Below are 15,674 nucleotides of genomic sequence, written 5' to 3' on the forward strand. Positions count from 1 at the left end.
GCGGCTGGGTATGCTGAAAGCTTCTTAAGCTGTGAGTAGTATCAGGCTCATGAATGACATAGCACGCTCTATCGATCGCTCCACCGCCTTGCTCACGGATAAATACGAGCTCACCATGCTGCAAGCCGCGCTTCGCGATGGCTCCGCCCACCGCAACGTGACCTGCGAGGTCTTTTCTCGCCGCCTACCCAATGAGCGTCGCTACGGCGTCGTCGCCGGCACCGACCGCGTGCTGCGCGCGGTGGAGGACTTCCGCTTCTCCCCCGAGCAGCTGGAACAGATGGATTTCCTGGATGAAGATACCCGCCAGTACCTGCGTGACTGGCGCTTTTCCGGGCAAATCGACGGCTACCGCGAAGGCGAGCTGTATTTTCCCAACTCACCCATTTTGACGGTGCGCGGCACCTTTGGTGAGTGCGTGGTGCTCGAAACCATCGTGCTTTCTATCCTCAACGCCGATTCCGCCGTCGCCTCTGCCGCATCCCGCATGGTCACCGCCGCCGATGGCCGCCCCATTTTGGAGATGGGCAGCCGCCGCACCCACGAGTACGCGGCCGTAACCGCCGCCCGCGCTGCTTACCTCGCCGGCTTTACCGCCACCTCCAACCTGGAGGCAGGCTTCCGCTACGGCATCCCGGTATCTGGTACCGCCGCCCACGCCTGGACCTTGGCGCATACGAACCCGGATGGCACGAGCAATGAGGAGGCGGCCTTCCGCGCGCAGATCGATACTCTGGGCATCGATACCACCCTGCTGGTGGATACGTATGACATCACCAAGGGCGTCGAGACCGCGGTCAAGGTCGGTGGTCCGGAGCTTGGCGGGGTGCGCATCGATTCCGGTGACCTGGGTGCGGTGACCCGCCGCGTGCGCAAGCAGCTCGATGAGCTGGGCAATCACAATACCAATATCGTTGTCTCGTCCGATTTGGACGAGTTTGCCATTGCGGGTCTGCGCGGCGATCCCGTCGATGTCTACGGCGTGGGCACCTCCGTGGTCACCGGATCCGGTGCCCCGACCGCGGGCATGGTCTACAAGGTCGTCGAGGTCGACGGGGTCCCGGTGGCCAAGCGCTCGTCGTCCAAGCAATCAGTGGGCGGGGCCAAGCGCGCGCTGCGCACCTACCGGTCTTCCGGCGTGGCGGTAGAAGAGGTCGTGTACCCCTTCGCCGCGCAGGCGCCGGATACGGGCCAGCTCACCACCCGCGAGTTGACCATCCCCTTGATGCGCGATGGGCACATCGTGGAGGATCTGCCCGATTTGGAGGCCTCTCGCACCTACTTGGACGAGGCCCGCAAGACCCTGCCGTGGGAGGGCCTGGCGCTTTCGCGCGATGACGCCGCCGTGCCCACGCGAATGGTGGGCTTTAAGGACTAGGTCGCTAGACTGTGTGGGGTGAGTGACCCTGCAGATGAGCCCCTAAACCACGACACGGAAACGCTGCTAGGCGCGGCGGTGGATGCGCTCGGCGGCTCCCGCCGCGAGGGCCAGGTTCGCATGGCCAACGCGGTATCCAAGGCCTTGGAAACCGAGCGCCACCTCGCCGTCCAGGCGGGCACGGGTACGGGTAAATCCCTGGCCTACCTGGTTCCGGCCATCCGGCATGCGATGAACTCGGGTTCCACCGTCGTCGTCTCCACGGCCACGCTGGCCCTGCAGCGCCAGTTGGTGGAGCGCGACCTCCCGCGGCTGACGGAGGCGCTAGCCGATGTCATGGAGCGCACCCCCACCTTCGCCATCATGAAGGGCCGCAATAATTACGTATGCCTGAATAAGATCGCGGCCACACCGGATGACCCGGAGGCTCTTATCGATGAGTCCGATATCTCCTACCGCGGCAAGGCCGTGCGCCGCATCCACGACTGGGCGCAGGAGACCGAGACCGGTGACCGGGATGATTTAGAGTTCGGCGTGCCGGATTTGGTGTGGCGGGCGGTATCGGTGACCTCGAATGAGTGCTTGGGGGCTGGGCGCTGCCCGCACGGTGCGGATTGCTTCGCCGAAGAGGCCCGCCGGGCGGCTGCCGATGTCGATATCATCGTCACCAACCACGCCATGCTCGCCATCGACGCCATCTCTGAGGCAAATATCCTGCCCGAACACGATGTGGCGATCATCGATGAGGCACACGAGCTCGATGGCCGCATTACCTCCGTGTCCACCGCGGAAATTACCTCCCGAGCCATTAAGATGGCGGCGAACCGGGCTAAGTCATTGGGCAATGCCGGAAACCTGGCGGAGTTGGCGGATGAATTCGATGATCTGCTGCGCGTGCAGGAGCCCGGCCGGTGGACGGATTTGGATGAGACGTCCCAGGCGCACTTGCGCGCGCTTGCCGACGAGTTCCTGCGCGTTAAATCCCTCATCTCCCGCGCCCCAGAAGGCGAGGCTAACGATGACCCAGAAAAGAACGCCGAGCGCCAAAACCTAAGCAATCACCTCACGGACCTGGCCGAGGCAATCGGGAGGATCTTGGAGGTCTTCGCCACCGATGACCCTGCCGCGCAGGACGATGTCGTGTGGCTGGAGGGCACCGATACACTCGCCGTCGCGCCGTTGTCTATCGCGCATATGCTGCGCGAGAACCTATTTGGGGAGCAAACGGTCGTACTCACCTCGGCCACGCTGGCCCTAGGCGGGCGATTCGACGCCATGGCAGCACAATGGGGCCTACCGTCCGGCACGTATGACACGCTCGATGCGGGAACGCCCTTTGCCCCGGCGAAATCCGGCATCTTATATACCGCCAAACACCTCCCGGCGCCGGGGCGCGACGGCCTGTCCTCCGAAACCCTAGAGGAAATATACGAGCTCATCATGGCCGCCGGCGGGCGCACGCTGGGGCTATTCTCCTCGCGTAGGGCGGCAGAAGAAGCCGCGGAGGCCTTGGCGCCGCGATTGCCGTTTGATTTGTATGTGCAGGGCGAAGATGCCATCGGCACGCTGGTGGACAAGTTCTCCACGAAGGAAAACTCCTGCCTGTTTGGCACCTTAACCCTCTGGCAAGGCGTGGACGTTCCGGGGCCGTCGTGCTCGCTGGTCCTCATTGACCGCATCCCCTTCCCGCGGCCCGATAACCCGCTGCTGCAGGCCCGATCCCAGGCAGCCGATGCCGCCGGCCGCTCCGGGTTCATGGAGGTCTCCGCCAATCACGCGGCCCTCCTCATGGCGCAGGGATCCGGGCGGCTCTTGCGCCACGTAACAGACCGCGGGGTCGTCGCCGTGTTGGATAACCGGCTGGAATACAAGCGCTACGGCGCATTCCTCAAAGCATCCATGCCGCAGTTCTGGCAAACCACGAACCCGGAGACGGTGCGCGGGGCGCTTAAGCGATTGGTCGCCGCAGCGCACACACGGTAGCCGAGTCGGGGGCGATCTCGGTAAACCCGGCATCGATGATGACCACCGCCTCTTCCTGCGCGCAGGCGGTGCCAAATAACTCCGCGTCCACCTCGCGGACGGAAAGCGGGAAACCTTCTTCCGCCCAGGCGGCGGCTTCCTCTTGGCTCATAGCCGCGGCGAACATCATCGAACCGTGGCCCACTTGAGCGGCGGCCTTGCCCGCGGTCATGGCGAGGCTGCGGTCGACGTAGATAATGGGGGCATCGGCAAGCGGAGGCCCTGGCTCGTCCATTGCGAGATCCGTATGACCGATCTGCAGCTTACTAATCAACGGGTCCACCTCCCCCACTGCCGAGGGCGCAAACGCACGCGCGCGGTCATCAACGGTGACACCAGGCAGTAGCTGCACATCGCGCCACGCCTTATTGCGCGCGCGGCGGGCGATCTTGCGGATGCGGTGACCATACCACTGCGCGAGCGCCGCGGCGAAGGCGCCGTCCTCGCCGGCGCGGTCATCTAGGCAGGCGGCCACCACGGCGCGGGCTGCCGCAGTAAGCACCTCGCTGCGCGCTGGAGGATCCTGCTTGGGGAGGTGGAGGGCTATCTGCATCGCTTGCACGGTGGACGGGTCCGCTGGGTCCTCGTGGGAATCGCGGGCCGTGCAGGCGGCGACGAGGCGCTGGTGGGCTATCTCAAACTTAGTCATCGGCAATCCCCAGCATCGGTAGGACGGCGTCGAGGCGGCGCGGGGTGATGCAAGCATCGGCGGTCTCGCGCAACGCTGGCTTCGCGTCAAAGGCAACACCCAACCCGGCAGCGGTGACCATGGCGATGTCATTAGCGCCATCACCCACCGCGACGGTGGACTCCATGCCGATTCCGGAATCGGCGGCGAATTCGCGCAAGAAATCCTCCTTCGCCTGGCGGTCGACCACCTGCCCAATCACCTTGCCGGTCAACTTCCCATCGCGGATTTCCAGGGTATTGGCCCGTACGTAGTCGAGCTGGAGGTCTGTGGCCAAGCCCTCGAGAACTTGAATAAAGCCACCCGAGACCACGGCGGTGCGGTGGCCCAGACGGTGGAGGGTACCGATCGCTTCCTTAGCGCCAGGTGTCAGCTCGATATCGCGGGCAACCTCATCGATGATGGAGGCATCTAGGCCCTCCAGCACCGCGACGCGCTCGCGTAGGGACTCCTCGAAGTCCAATTCGCCGCGCATGGCGCGCTCGGTCACCGCGGCCACTTCTGCTTCCTTGCCCGCGTGGGCGGCGAGCATCTCGATGACCTCGCCTTCAATCAGCGTCGAATCGCAGTCGAAGCACACCAAGCGCTTGCCGCGATTGCCCAAGCTCTCGAGGGAGATATCGATACCACGTTCAACGGCGACTTGCCGCAGCTCCCGCCGCGCCGCGGTGGCATCTTCGAGTGCCACGGTAAGTTCCACCGCGAAAAGGGAATCCAGCGCTATCCGGCGCATGCGAAACGTCTCCCCTTTCACGGTCTCCTGCACCGCGCTAATGTCCTCGGCGGTAATATCCGCGCCGATGAGCGCGACGGCATAGCTTGGCGCAACGGACACCTCGTGCCCGAAGGGTGTCATGGCCTCGCGCACTCGTTCTTCTAGGCCAGCGTTACCGCACTGCGCGGTGAGGGCGAGGTGGTTGGAGACGGTGGCGAGGTGGACATCGGCAAGCGGGTCAGGAAAATCAGCCAACGCGGTAAGGAAAGCGGCGGCCGCCCCCGGAACATCTGGTCCGAGGCTAGTAATGATCGTGGTATCAGCTTGAATATTCACAACGACCATTATCCCACACACGCCAAAGCCGCCCTCCCTACCTCTGAGAAGCTGGGGAAGGCGGCTGTAGTCAGGAGTTAAAGTGCGGGCTTAGTGCTTGCCCACGTGAGCTTCCTCGCGCATGCGCTCAACCATGTGCGGGTAGTGCAGCTCGAATGCCGGACGCTCGGAGCGGATGCGTGGCAGGGAGACGAAGTTGTGGCTTGGAGGCGGGCAGGAGGTTGCCCACTCCAAGGAGTTGCCGTAGCCCCATGGGTCGTCCACGGTAACGACCTCACCGTAGCGCCAAGACTTGAATACGTTCCAGACCAGCGGGATAACGGAGGCGCCGAGAACGAAGGAGAAGATGGTGGAAATCTGATTGAAGACCGTGAAGCCATCGGACTCCAGGTAGTCGGCGTAGCGACGTGGCATACCCATGTTGCCGACCCAGTGCTGAATCAGGAAGGTGCCGTGGAAGCCGATGAAGGTCAGCCAGAAGTGAATCTTGCCTAGGCGCTCGTCCAGCATGCGGCCGGTCATCTTCGGGAACCAGAAGTACAGGCCACCGAATGCGGAGAACACAACCGTACCGAACAGGGTGTAGTGGAAGTGCGCAATCAGGAAGTAGGACTCAGCCAAGTGGAAGTCCAGCGCCGGAGAAGCGAGCATAACACCGGTCATACCACCGAAGAGAAAGGTAGCCATGAAGCCCATGACCCAAATCATCGGGGTATCCCAGGTGATGTGGCCCTTCCACATGGTGCCGACCCAGTTGAAGAACTTCACACCGGTAGGCACCGCAATCAGGAACGTCATGAACGAGAAGAACGGCAGCAGGATGGCGCCGGTGACGAACAAGTGGTGTGCCCACACGGCCATGGACAGCGAGCCGATAGCCAGGATGGCGAAGACTAGGCCGATGTAGCCGAAGACCGGCTTGCGGGAGAAGACCGGGACAATCTCGGAGACAACGCCGAAGAACGGCAGCGCGAGGACGTAGACCTCGGGGTGGCCGAAGAACCAGAACAGGTGCTGCCACAGGATGGCACCGCCGTTAGCGGAATCGTAGATGTGGCCGCCCAGCTTGCGGTCATACAGCACGCCCAAGGCGGCTGCGGTCAGCAGCGGGAAGATCATCAGCACGATGGCGGAGGCGGTGAAGACGCCCCAGCAGAAGACCGGCATGCGGAACATAGTCATGCCCGGTGCGCGCAGGGTCAAGATGGTGGTGATCATGTTGATGGCGGAGGCAATGGTACCGACACCGGTAGCGCCCACACCGACGATCCACATATCGGCGCCGATGCCGGGGGTGTGTACGCCATCGGCAAGCGGCATGTACATGGTCCAGCCGAAGTCAGCCGCACCACCAGGGGTGATAAAGCCAAGCAGCATGACGATACCGCCGAGCAGGGTCACCCAGAAACCAAAGGCGTTCAGACGCGGGAAGGCCACGTCCGGCGCGCCAATCTGGAGGGGCAGGATGTAGTTACCAAAGCCCCAGACAACTGGCGTAGCAAACAGCAGCAGCATCACGGTGCCGTGCATGGTGAACAGCTGGTTGAACTGCTCATTGGACAGGAACTGCAGACCCGGGGTGAAAAGCTCCGCACGGATCAGCAATGCCATAAAGCCACCGAGGAAGAAGAAGCTGAAGGCCATGATCAAGTACATGATGCCCAGCTGCTTGTGGTCGGTGGTGGTTAAAAATACCCAAGCCTTTGAACCGGTCTTTTCCCTACCGGTCGGCTCTGGACGTGTGGGAGCGACGTAATCGTCGACCCGTGGCGCCACAGCGGTCATAGAATCCTCCTGAATAACAAAGTGTCAGCGGACCGGGTCCACCTACACCTAGGTTTACTTCGATTATATTAGGACATTTTCCCCTGTTCTTGCCAGCTTCTCTTAAAGGTCTTTCAGCTTGGGGGTATCCCCCCAATAACCTCAACCGTCACATACCCCCAGCACGTGGGGCGGGCATCATTTAAGGTTTACATTCTTTGGGCTAGGTATGGGTGTCGCATGTCACAGCGGTTGCGAGATATGCAGGTCAAAAACCGGAAAACGCACCCCCGCTCGTTATCAACCTTTCGGTTGAGTGTGAAGCGAAGGTGCGCGGGGACTAGGAACGGCTAGAAGTCCCAGTCATCGTCCGTGGTGTCCTCGGCCTTGCCGATGACATAGGACGAACCCGAGCCGGAGAAGAAGTCGTGATTCTCGTCGGCGTTGGGCGAAAGAGAGGACAGGATAGCCGGCGAGACGCGGGTCTCATCGGCCGGGAAGAGGCCCTCAAAGCCCAAGTTATTCAAGGCCTTATTGGCGTTATAGCGCAAGAAGCGCTTGACGTCTTCGGTCCAGCCCAGCTCGTCGTAGAGATCCTCGGTGTAGTCGATCTCGTTGTCATAGAGCTCGAAGGCCAGATCGAAGGTATAGTCCTTCAATTCCTCTTGGCGCTTTTCATCCAGCTTCTTGTATTCCTGCTGGAACTTATAGCCAATGTAGTAGCCGTGCACGGCTTCGTCGCGGATGATCAGCCGGATGATATCGGCAGTATTGGTCAGCTTCGCGCGGGAAGAGAAGTACATCGGCAGATAGAAGCCGGAGTAGAACAAGAAGGACTCGAGCAGCGTGGAGGCCACCTTCTTCTTCAACGGGTCATCACCGTTGTAGTAGGACAAGATGATCTTCGCCTTCTTCTGCAGGTTCTCGTTCTCCTCGGACCAGCGGAAGGCGTCATTGATCATCGGCGTGGAGGCCAAGGTCATAAAGATATTGGAATAGGACTTGGCGTGCACCGACTCCATGAAGGCGATATTGGTATATACCGCCTCCTCGTGCAGGGTCTGCGAATCCGGCAGCAGGGAGATCGCGCCCACCGTGCCCTGGATGGTATCCAGCAGCGTGAGGCCGGTAAAGACCCGCATGGTGGTTTCTTTTTCTTTTTCCGTCAGCGTCTTCCAGCTGGGGAGGTCATTAGAGACTGGGACCTTTTCCGGGAGCCAGAAATTACCGGTCAACCGCTCCCATACCTCGAGGTCTTTGTCATCGGGGATGGTATTCCAGTTGATAGCTTTTACCGGGCTGTCATGACTAGCAACGTAGTCATCGTATTCGTGCGACACGCGATGTCACTCCAATGCTTCACTGTGTAGAATTTCGAGTCCCAGCATACCCAATGCCGCCCCGCCTCAGCCCGCCGCACCGCGCCTATATTAAAAGCGCAGTGCACAGCCAGGAAAGGACGCCCTCACGATGGCAGAAACCACTCCCCTTTTAGGCCCTGTAGTAGAGCAACTGGGCACGGATATCGTCAGCGGGGAGATGACGGAAGGCACGCGGTTTCGCCTTGGGGACATCGAGAAGCGCTTTGGCATCTCCCGCACCGTGGCGCGCGAGGCCATGCGCACCCTCGAGCATCTGGGAATGGTTTCTTCTGGGCGCCGGGTGGGACTTAAAGTGCTGCCGCGCAGCAGCTGGGCGGTTTATGATCCCGCCGTTATCTCGTGGCGGCTGGGCCACGATAAAACGCGCGCGGAACAGGTCGCGCGCCTCAACGAGCTGCGCCTTGGCATCGAACCTGTGGCGGCGCAGCTCGCCGCGCGCAATGCCAGCCCACAGCAGCGCCGCGAATTGCTGCGGCTAGCAGGAAGGCTCAGCGAGCTCGAGACCACCCCTTCCCCACGGGTGGGCGAAGAGCTCGAAACCGACCTGCAATTCCATACCCTCATCCTGGAGGCCTCCGGCAATGAGATGATTGCCGCGCTGGCGCCAGCCTTGCTGTCCATCTTGAAGGGCAAGTCCGTCTTTGGTTCCCGCAAGCGGGATCCGATTCGCGGCACGACGCAGCTACATATGGATTTAGCGCGGGAGATTGACGCCGGCGAGGCCGAAGCCGCCGAGCGCACCTCCCGCGCTATCCTGGACCGCGCCCGCGCTTAGAGCATGCAGGAAACGCAGCCCTCGATCTCGGTGCCTTCCAGGGCCATCTGGCGCACGCGGATGTAGTACAAGGTCTTAATGCCCTTGCGCCAAGCGTAAATCTGCGCCTTATTCACATCGCGGGTGGTGGCGGTGTCCTTGAAGAACAGCGTCAGCGATAGCCCCTGGTCCACGTACTTCGTTGCCTCAGCGTAGGTATCAACGATCTTCTCGTAACCAATCTCGTACGAGTCCTTGAAGTACTCCAAGTTGTCGTTGTCCATATGCGCCGCCGGGTAGTACACGCGGCCGATCTTGCCTTCCTTGCGGATTTCAATCTTGGAGGCAATCGGGTGGATGGACGAGGTGGAATTGTTGATATAGGAAATCGAGCCCGTCGGCGGCACCGCCTGCAGGTTGCGGTTGTAGAGGCCGTGCTTGGCGACGTCCTCCTTCAGCTCCGCCCAGTCCTCTGCGGTTGGGGTGTAGATGGAGGAGGCATCGAAAAGAGCCTTGACCTTTTCCGTGCGCGGCTGGAACTCCGCCGGATCGTAGGAGTCGAAGAACTCGCCGCTGGCGTAGTCGGATTCGGGGAACTCGGTAAAGGTCGTGCCGCGCTCGCGGGCGATCTTATTGGAGGCGCGCAGGGCGGCGTACATGATGGCCGCGAAGTAAGCGTTGGTGAAGTCCAAGCCCTCCTCGGAGCCGTACTCGATATGCTCGCGGCCCAAATAACCGTGCAGGTTCATCTGGCCCAAGCCGATGGCGTGCGAGTCATCGTTGCCCTTGCGCACGGACGGGACGGAATCGATGGAGGTCTTATCCGCCACGGAGGTCAGCCCGCGAATCGCGGTCTCCACCGTTTGGGAGAAGTCCGGCGAGTCCATGGTCATGGCGATATTCAGCGAACCCAGGTTGCAGGAGATATCGTTGCCCACCTGGTCATAAGAAAGATCCGCATTGAGCTCGGAAGCGGAGTTGACCTGCAAGATCTCCGAGCACAAGTTGGACATATTAATCCGGGAGGTCTTGACCGGGTTGGCGCGGTTTACCGTATCTTCATACATGATGTACGGGTAGCCGGACTCGAACTGCAACTCCGCCACGGTTTGGAAGAAGTGGCGCGCGTTGATCTTCTTCTTCCGGATGCGCGGGTCCTCGACCATTTCTTCGTAGTGCTCGGTAACGGAGATATCGCCGAAGGCCTTACCGTAGACGCGCTCGACGTCATACGGCGAGAACAGGTACATATCGTCGTTGTTCTTGGCCAGCTCGAAGGTGATATCCGGGATCACCACGCCCAAGGACAGGGTCTTAATGCGGATCTTTTCATCCGCGTTCTCGCGCTTGGTGTCGAGGAAGTTCATGATGTCCGGGTGGTGGGCGTTGAGGTACACCGCGCCCGCGCCCTGGCGCGCACCGAGCTGGTTGGCGTAGGAGAATGCATCCTCCAGCATCTTCATCACTGGGATGACGCCGGAAGACTGGTTCTCGATGTGCTTAATCGGCGCGCCGGATTCGCGGATATTGGACAGCAGCAGGGCCACGCCGCCGCCGCGCTTGGACAGCTGCAGCGCGGAGTTGATGGAACGGCCGATGGATTCCATATTGTCTTCGATGCGGAGCAGGAAGCAGGAAACCAATTCGCCGCGCTGCTGCTTACCGGCATTCAGGAAGGTTGGCGTAGCCGGCTGGAAGCGGCCGGTCATGATCTCATCGACGAGGCGCTCTGCCAGCTCACCATCGCCATCACCAAGGAAAAGCGCCGTCATGGAAACGCGGTCCTCAAAGCGCTCCAAGTACCGGCGGCCGTCGAAGGTCTTCAGCGTATAGCTGGTGTAGTACTTATAGGCGCCAAGGAAGGACTTGAAGCGGAACTTATAAGAGTAGGCGCGCTTGAATAGGGACTTGATGAACTCGAAGTCATAAGCCTCAATGACAGCGGGGTCGTAGTACTTATTGCGCACCAGATAATCGATCTTTTCTTCCAGGTCGTGGAAGTAGACCGTGTTCTGATTAACGTGCTGCAAGAAGAACTGATTGGCGGCCTCGCGGTCCTTATCAAATTGAATCTTGCCGTCTCCGTCGTAGAGATTCAGCATGGCGTTGAGCGCGTGGTAATCCAGCTGCTCTTCCTGCGATACTGGCTCTGCTACGGTCTTTCCCAATTGCGTACTCACAGCTAACGCGGCCTTTCTTAAAATCAGGATTCTATTAGGTGTGTCGCACCGCGGCTAGGCTGCCTCATCCAGTCCTAACTGGGAAGCATTAGCCAGCAGGCCTTCGCGACAAATTTTTATATCTTCATCGTTTCCGAGCAACTCGAAACGATATACATAGGGCACCTTACATTTGGCGCTGATGACGTCACCAGCCTTGCCAAAATCGGCACCGAAGTTGCTATTTCCTCCGGCGATAACCGCCCGAATAAAACTGCGGTTGTGCTCATTATTAAGGAATCTAATTACCTGCACCGGTACGGGCCGGGAGTTTTGGTGGCTAATGGAGGCTCCCCCGCCGTAGGTGGGGCACACCAAGACGAAAGGTTCATTGACCACAAGCGGCTCATCAGTGCGGCGCAGGGGGATTCGTGCGCTAGGGAAACCTAGCTTCTGCACGAACCGGTGCGTATTTTCCGTAGTAGAGGAAAAATACACGACCAACATGACGGCACCTCCCTCCTCGGCTGCTTACGCAGAGGCGGCTAGTGCTGCAAGGTTCTTGATGCGGTCAGGGCGGAAGCCGGACCAGTGCTCGCCGTTTGCTTCTACGACGGGTGCCTGGACGTAGCCCAGAGCCATAATGTAGTCACGGGCTTCATCGTCCACGGTGACATCTACCACGTTGTAATCCAGACCCGCGCGGTCAAGGGCCTTCTTGGTGGCGTTGCACTGAACGCAAGCGGGCTTGGTGTAGACGGTGATAGACATAATAACTCCCTAAAATCCTTTTGCGAGATAGCTTTTGCTCGTAGAAAGCGGAGGTTCTGACCCCTTTTCGGGCCACTTCCTGCACCGCTCTGAGCGACACCAACGACACTATACTTTGGGGGAATTGACCGCAACTGACACAACATATAGTAGTTACACCCATGATATTCCCAGGAGGGCCAGGGGCGAGACCCCACATGTTGACCACCCCAGCACCCAACCGTGAAACTACACGCCTGACATTCCTGCGGGTTTACCTTCTGTTCACCTAAACATGTGGCAAAGTTCACATTCTGGCGTCGAACCCCAGCAACGAAAAAATCCGCCTCGCTCCGAATTCTCGGAGGAGGCGGACTTTCTTAAGTTTCAATTAGCCCTGACGAGCCTTGAAACGGGGATCCTTCTTGTTGATCACGAAGACCTTACCGTGGCGGCGAATAACCTGGGCGCCCGGCTTCTTCTTCAGCGACCGAAGGGACTTACGGACCTTCATCGGGCGCTCCTTTCGTTATGCGCAATCTACATGCGGTTGAGTAAATAAAGCACGGACTGGGAATCCCCAGCCATGACACGAGGAATAATTTTACCTCACGCGGCCATTAAGACCAAAACACTAGGGCTTAATGGGGTGCGGATTCCCGTGAGTAACGGGTTTTCATCTCCTCGCCTACCTCATCCAGGCTACGTCCCATAGTCTCTGGCACCAAAATGCGGGTGTAGCCGATGGCTATGAGCCCCAGTACGCCGAAGACGCCAAAGGCCACCGGGCCGGTGAGCCACTCCACCAGCGGCAGGAAGTACTGGGCCACGGCCCAGTTGGTGGCCCACAGCGAGAGCCCGGCGATGCCCATGCCCAAGCCGCGTACCTGCAGGGGCACGAGCTCCGAGATGAGCAACCAGGTCGTCGGCGAGACCGCCGCTTGCTGGAAGGCAATAAACGAGGCCATAAATACCAGCGAGACCATCGCCATCGTGGTGGAATCGGCGGCGTGCGAGTATGCCACGGACAAGATGAATAGCGAAATCACGTTGCCGGTCAGGCCGATGAGCAGCAGGCGCTTGCGGCCGATGCGGTCGACCACCTTGAGGCCCACCCAACAGGCGATAACGGATACCACGCCAATGACAATCGAGGTATAGACCGAGTTGGTGGTAGAAATGCCAACCTGGCTCATCATGGTGGGAGCGAAGTAGACGATGGCATTAACGCCGGTGATCTGCTGGGTCAGGCCCATCAGCATGGCGAGCAATACCGTCACCTGCATCCAGCGATTGGCCTTCAGCGCCTTCCACTCGGAGCCGCTGGAGCGGCGCGCCGTTTCCTGGGAGGTAAGCTCCGCCAGGTCCATCCCGGCGCGGCCTGCGACCTCACGGGCCCGCGACATCTTATTGTGCGTGGCAAGCCAGACTGGGGTCTCTGGCAAGAAGAGCATGCCCACGGCGAGGGCCGCGCCCGGTACGGCCGCAAGCCCCAGCATCCATTCCCAACTTTCCGTGGGCGCGAGGGCCGAGTTGACCAAGTAAGCCAACAACTGGCCTACCACGATCAACAGGGTATTCAGGGAGACCATACGCCCGCGGATCTTGGCCGGCACCATCTCTGAGATATACATGGGCGAAACAATGGATACCGCACCAACGGCAAAGCCTAGGAAGGTACGGGCCGTGGCCAGCATGGTCACCGACCCCGCCAGCGCACACCAGATGGAGCCCAAAACAAAGATGATGCCGCCGGCGATCAGCGTAAAGCGGCGGCCAAACCGGTCCGCAATGCGGCCTGCGGTCAAAGCACCCACTGCGGCACCCACCAGCAGCATGGAGGTTACCCACCCCTCTTGGTGGGCTGTCATATTAAATTCCGGGGTGATATACAGCAAAGCACCGGACATCACGCCGGTGTCATAACCAAATAATAAACCGCCAAGGGCGGCAATTGCTGCAACTACCTTGACATAACTTTCTTTATTCACAGCACGCAATTGTGTCAGGAGACTACGATGAACATCATGTCACCCGATGCCGAAAACTTGCAACAATCCATCATAAAACAGCTGGATGTACGCCCCTTTATCGATCCAGAAGAGGAAATTGCCCGCCGCGTAGATTTCCTCGTGGAGTACTTGGAAACGACCCATGCCAAAGGCTACGTGCTGGGCATTTCCGGCGGCCAGGATTCCACCCTGGCGGGAAAGCTCACCCAGCTGGCAGTAGAGCGGGTAGAAGGCGCCGAATTTTGGGCCGTGCGCCTGCCCCACGGCACGCAGGCGGATGAGGACGATGCCCAGATCGCCCTCGATTTCATCCGCCCCGATCACCGGCTCACCGTTGATATTCAACCGGCCACCGCAGCGCTGAGCCACGAGGTCGCCCGTGCGGTGAACCAGGATTCCTTGAACGATTTCAATCGCGGCAATGCCAAGGCGCGCCTGCGCATGACCGCGCAATATGCCATCGCCGGCGAGGTGGGCGCGCTGGTTGTGGGCACGGATCACGCAGCGGAAAACGTCACCGCGTTCTACACCAAGTGGGGCGATGGCGCGGCAGACCTACTCCCCCTGGCCGGGCTAAATAAGCGCCAAGGCGCGGCATTGCTCAAGCACTTAGGTGCGCCAGAGTCCACGTGGTCCAAGGTCCCCACCGCGGATTTGGAAGACGATAAGCCGCAGCTTCCCGATGAAGAGGCGCTCGGCGTCACCTACGCCCACATCGATGACTACTTAGAGGGCAAGGCGGTTCCCGATGCCGCCCGCGAGCGCATCGAGACCCTGTGGCACCGCGGCATCCACAAGCGCCAGATGCCGCAAGGGCCAACCGCCTAAGCCAGCGCCTCTAGCGTGGCGAGTGCCGCGCGCTCCAGCGGCCGGTTATAGGCCGAGCCGTGGGTCAGCGCGTGCACAGCTAGTGGGTGCAGTTGATGCATGGGAATCCAGGTTTCAATATCTTTCGGCGCCCCATAGCCGCGGAAGATTTCCTCTATATAGGGCGCGCCGAATAGCGCCAACATGCCCAAATCAGTGTGCGGATGCCCGCCGTGAGCTGCGGGATCGATCATGATGCCACCCTGGGCATCGAAAAGCAGGTTGCCTGCCCACAGGTCACCGTGGATGCGCGCAGGCGCCACATCCCAGCTGCGGGCGGCAATCGCATCGCAAGCCCGCTTAACCAAGTCCCTTTGCGCAGTACTGATTCCGGCCGGCTCCGCAAACGGCAGCACGCGCTGCTGGGCATAGAATTCACCCCAGTTATCGGTGGGCGTGCACTCCTGTTCAATGGTGCCGATGAAGTTTCTTCCTTCCCACCCCTCCGGCGCGCTGCCAAAAGCCGGCGCCCCAGCACGGTGCACGCGCGCAAGCTCCGCACCAAATTTTCGCGCTGCCTCTGCAGTGGGCGCTACCTCGTTGATGCGTTCTGTAACGATTTCCTTGTCGTCGGCGCTAATTACTGTGACTACCGCATCCGTGGCTTCACCCAACCACCGGAGGCCGGCAGCCTCAGCACCAGCTTGGTCTTTATCGCGTACTTGCTTAGCAAAGGTCTGCATATTGACCAGCATAACTACTTCGGTAGCACACCAGGTTGGGCCGGAAAACTTAGAATTACATGCCTCGCACTTTAATTGACAAAGTTTTTCAGTTAGTTAATTGGCCCACTGCGAATTAAGATGCTGTACATAAATAATTTACCGAATGGTAAATTCTCTCTCGA

At 60.0% G+C, this 15,674-nt stretch carries 14 protein-coding genes; 4 read left to right on the forward strand and 10 right to left on the reverse strand.

All coding sequences use genetic code 11. The features are described 5' to 3' along the window. Nucleotides 1-49: 49 nt before the first annotated feature. Both ABRP93_RS07100 and ABRP93_RS07105 read left to right on the forward strand, forming a co-directional pair. On the forward strand, nt 50-1,378 hold the full coding sequence (locus tag ABRP93_RS07100; protein WP_349887453.1) for a nicotinate phosphoribosyltransferase: 1,329 nt from the start codon (nt 50-52) through the stop codon (nt 1,376-1,378). An 18-nt stretch (nt 1,379-1,396) separates the two neighbouring features. Further along, entirely contained in the window at nt 1,397-3,361 is a 1,965-nt protein-coding gene (locus tag ABRP93_RS07105) for an ATP-dependent DNA helicase (protein ID WP_349887455.1), read from the forward strand. Here ABRP93_RS07105 and ABRP93_RS07110 read toward each other — a convergent pair. From ABRP93_RS07110 to nrdF, 4 genes are all read right to left on the reverse strand, one after another. Then, nucleotides 3,327-4,049 (reverse strand): peptidyl-tRNA hydrolase, encoded by a 723-nt coding sequence (locus tag ABRP93_RS07110; protein ID WP_349887456.1) that lies wholly within the window; start codon nt 4,047-4,049, stop codon nt 3,327-3,329. The genes ABRP93_RS07105 and ABRP93_RS07110 overlap by 35 nt on opposite strands. Continuing rightward, a complete protein-coding gene (gene serB, locus ABRP93_RS07115) occupies nt 4,042-5,148 on the reverse strand; it encodes a phosphoserine phosphatase SerB (RefSeq protein WP_349837922.1) in 1,107 nt (368 codons plus the stop codon). Before serB ends, ABRP93_RS07110 begins: the two co-directional genes overlap by 8 nt. An 81-nt stretch (nt 5,149-5,229) precedes the next feature. Then, on the reverse strand, nt 5,230-6,924 hold the full coding sequence (gene ctaD, locus ABRP93_RS07120) for an aa3-type cytochrome oxidase subunit I (protein ID WP_239269909.1): 1,695 nt from the start codon (nt 6,922-6,924) through the stop codon (nt 5,230-5,232). 329 nt (nt 6,925-7,253) lie between these two features. Then, complete coding sequence (gene nrdF, locus ABRP93_RS07125; RefSeq protein ID WP_023016968.1) at nt 7,254-8,243, reverse strand: class 1b ribonucleoside-diphosphate reductase subunit beta; 990 nt, start codon at nt 8,241-8,243, stop codon at nt 7,254-7,256. A 130-nt stretch (nt 8,244-8,373) separates the two neighbouring features. On the opposite strand from nrdF, the gene ABRP93_RS07130 reads away from it, so the two are divergent. Beyond that, complete coding sequence (locus tag ABRP93_RS07130; RefSeq protein WP_349887458.1) at nt 8,374-9,060, forward strand: FadR/GntR family transcriptional regulator; 687 nt, start codon at nt 8,374-8,376, stop codon at nt 9,058-9,060. Here the strand turns inward: ABRP93_RS07130 and nrdE are convergent. From nrdE to ABRP93_RS07155, 5 genes are all read right to left on the reverse strand, one after another. After that, entirely contained in the window at nt 9,057-11,219 is a 2,163-nt protein-coding gene (gene nrdE / locus ABRP93_RS07135) for a class 1b ribonucleoside-diphosphate reductase subunit alpha (protein ID WP_237792546.1), read from the reverse strand. The genes ABRP93_RS07130 and nrdE overlap by 4 nt on opposite strands. Nucleotides 11,220-11,273: 54 nt before the next feature. Next, nucleotides 11,274-11,705 carry a class Ib ribonucleoside-diphosphate reductase assembly flavoprotein NrdI gene (gene nrdI / locus ABRP93_RS07140; protein ID WP_005277734.1) on the reverse strand — a complete coding sequence of 144 codons (432 nt, stop codon included), beginning with the start codon at nt 11,703-11,705 and terminating at the stop codon, nt 11,274-11,276. Between the two features lie 24 nt (nt 11,706-11,729). Further along, nucleotides 11,730-11,969, reverse strand: a complete 240-nt coding sequence (gene nrdH / locus ABRP93_RS07145) for a glutaredoxin-like protein NrdH (protein ID WP_005284554.1) — start codon at nt 11,967-11,969, stop codon at nt 11,730-11,732. A 370-nt stretch (nt 11,970-12,339) separates the two neighbouring features. After that, nucleotides 12,340-12,462 carry a type B 50S ribosomal protein L36 gene (gene ykgO / locus ABRP93_RS07150; RefSeq protein ID WP_003847162.1) on the reverse strand — a complete coding sequence of 41 codons (123 nt, stop codon included), beginning with the start codon at nt 12,460-12,462 and terminating at the stop codon, nt 12,340-12,342. 127 nt (nt 12,463-12,589) lie between these two features. Next, the gene (locus ABRP93_RS07155; RefSeq protein ID WP_023023726.1) at nt 12,590-13,939 is read right to left on the reverse strand and encodes a sugar porter family MFS transporter; all 1,350 of its coding nucleotides are present in this window, start codon (nt 13,937-13,939) and stop codon (nt 12,590-12,592) included. Between the two features lie 27 nt (nt 13,940-13,966). Here ABRP93_RS07155 and nadE point away from each other — a divergent pair, with 27 nt between their 5' ends. Next, entirely contained in the window at nt 13,967-14,788 is an 822-nt protein-coding gene (nadE, locus tag ABRP93_RS07160; RefSeq protein WP_349887460.1) for an NAD(+) synthase, read from the forward strand. On the opposite strand, the gene ABRP93_RS07165 is transcribed toward nadE, so the two are convergent. Beyond that, nucleotides 14,785-15,522 (reverse strand): fructosamine kinase family protein, encoded by a 738-nt coding sequence (locus ABRP93_RS07165; protein WP_349887461.1) that lies wholly within the window; start codon nt 15,520-15,522, stop codon nt 14,785-14,787. The genes nadE and ABRP93_RS07165 overlap by 4 nt on opposite strands. Nucleotides 15,523-15,674 lie beyond the last annotated feature (152 nt).

Origin of the sequence: Corynebacterium sp. KPL2850, assembly GCF_040225855.1 — a bacterium.
In the GTDB taxonomy this organism is placed as follows: Bacteria; Actinomycetota; Actinomycetes; order Mycobacteriales; family Mycobacteriaceae; genus Corynebacterium.

Bases quoted from the DNA above. Each gene is read 5' to 3' on its own strand.
- ABRP93_RS07100 (WP_349887453.1), top strand. From the start codon at position 50: ATGAATGACATAGCACGCTCTATCGATCGCTCCACCGCCTTGCTCACG.
- ABRP93_RS07110 (WP_349887456.1), bottom strand. From the start codon at position 4,049: ATGACTAAGTTTGAGATAGCCCACCAGCGCCTCGTCGCCGCCTGCACG.
- serB (WP_349837922.1), bottom strand. From the start codon at position 5,148: ATGGTCGTTGTGAATATTCAAGCTGATACCACGATCATTACTAGCCTC.
- ctaD (WP_239269909.1), bottom strand. From the start codon at position 6,924: ATGACCGCTGTGGCGCCACGGGTCGACGATTACGTCGCTCCCACACGT.
- ABRP93_RS07130 (WP_349887458.1), top strand. From the start codon at position 8,374: ATGGCAGAAACCACTCCCCTTTTAGGCCCTGTAGTAGAGCAACTGGGC.
- nrdI (WP_005277734.1), bottom strand. From the start codon at position 11,705: ATGTTGGTCGTGTATTTTTCCTCTACTACGGAAAATACGCACCGGTTC.
- nrdH (WP_005284554.1), bottom strand. From the start codon at position 11,969: ATGTCTATCACCGTCTACACCAAGCCCGCTTGCGTTCAGTGCAACGCC.
- ykgO (WP_003847162.1), bottom strand. From the start codon at position 12,462: ATGAAGGTCCGTAAGTCCCTTCGGTCGCTGAAGAAGAAGCCGGGCGCC.
- nadE (WP_349887460.1), top strand. From the start codon at position 13,967: ATGAACATCATGTCACCCGATGCCGAAAACTTGCAACAATCCATCATA.
- ABRP93_RS07165 (WP_349887461.1), bottom strand. From the start codon at position 15,522: ATGCTGGTCAATATGCAGACCTTTGCTAAGCAAGTACGCGATAAAGAC.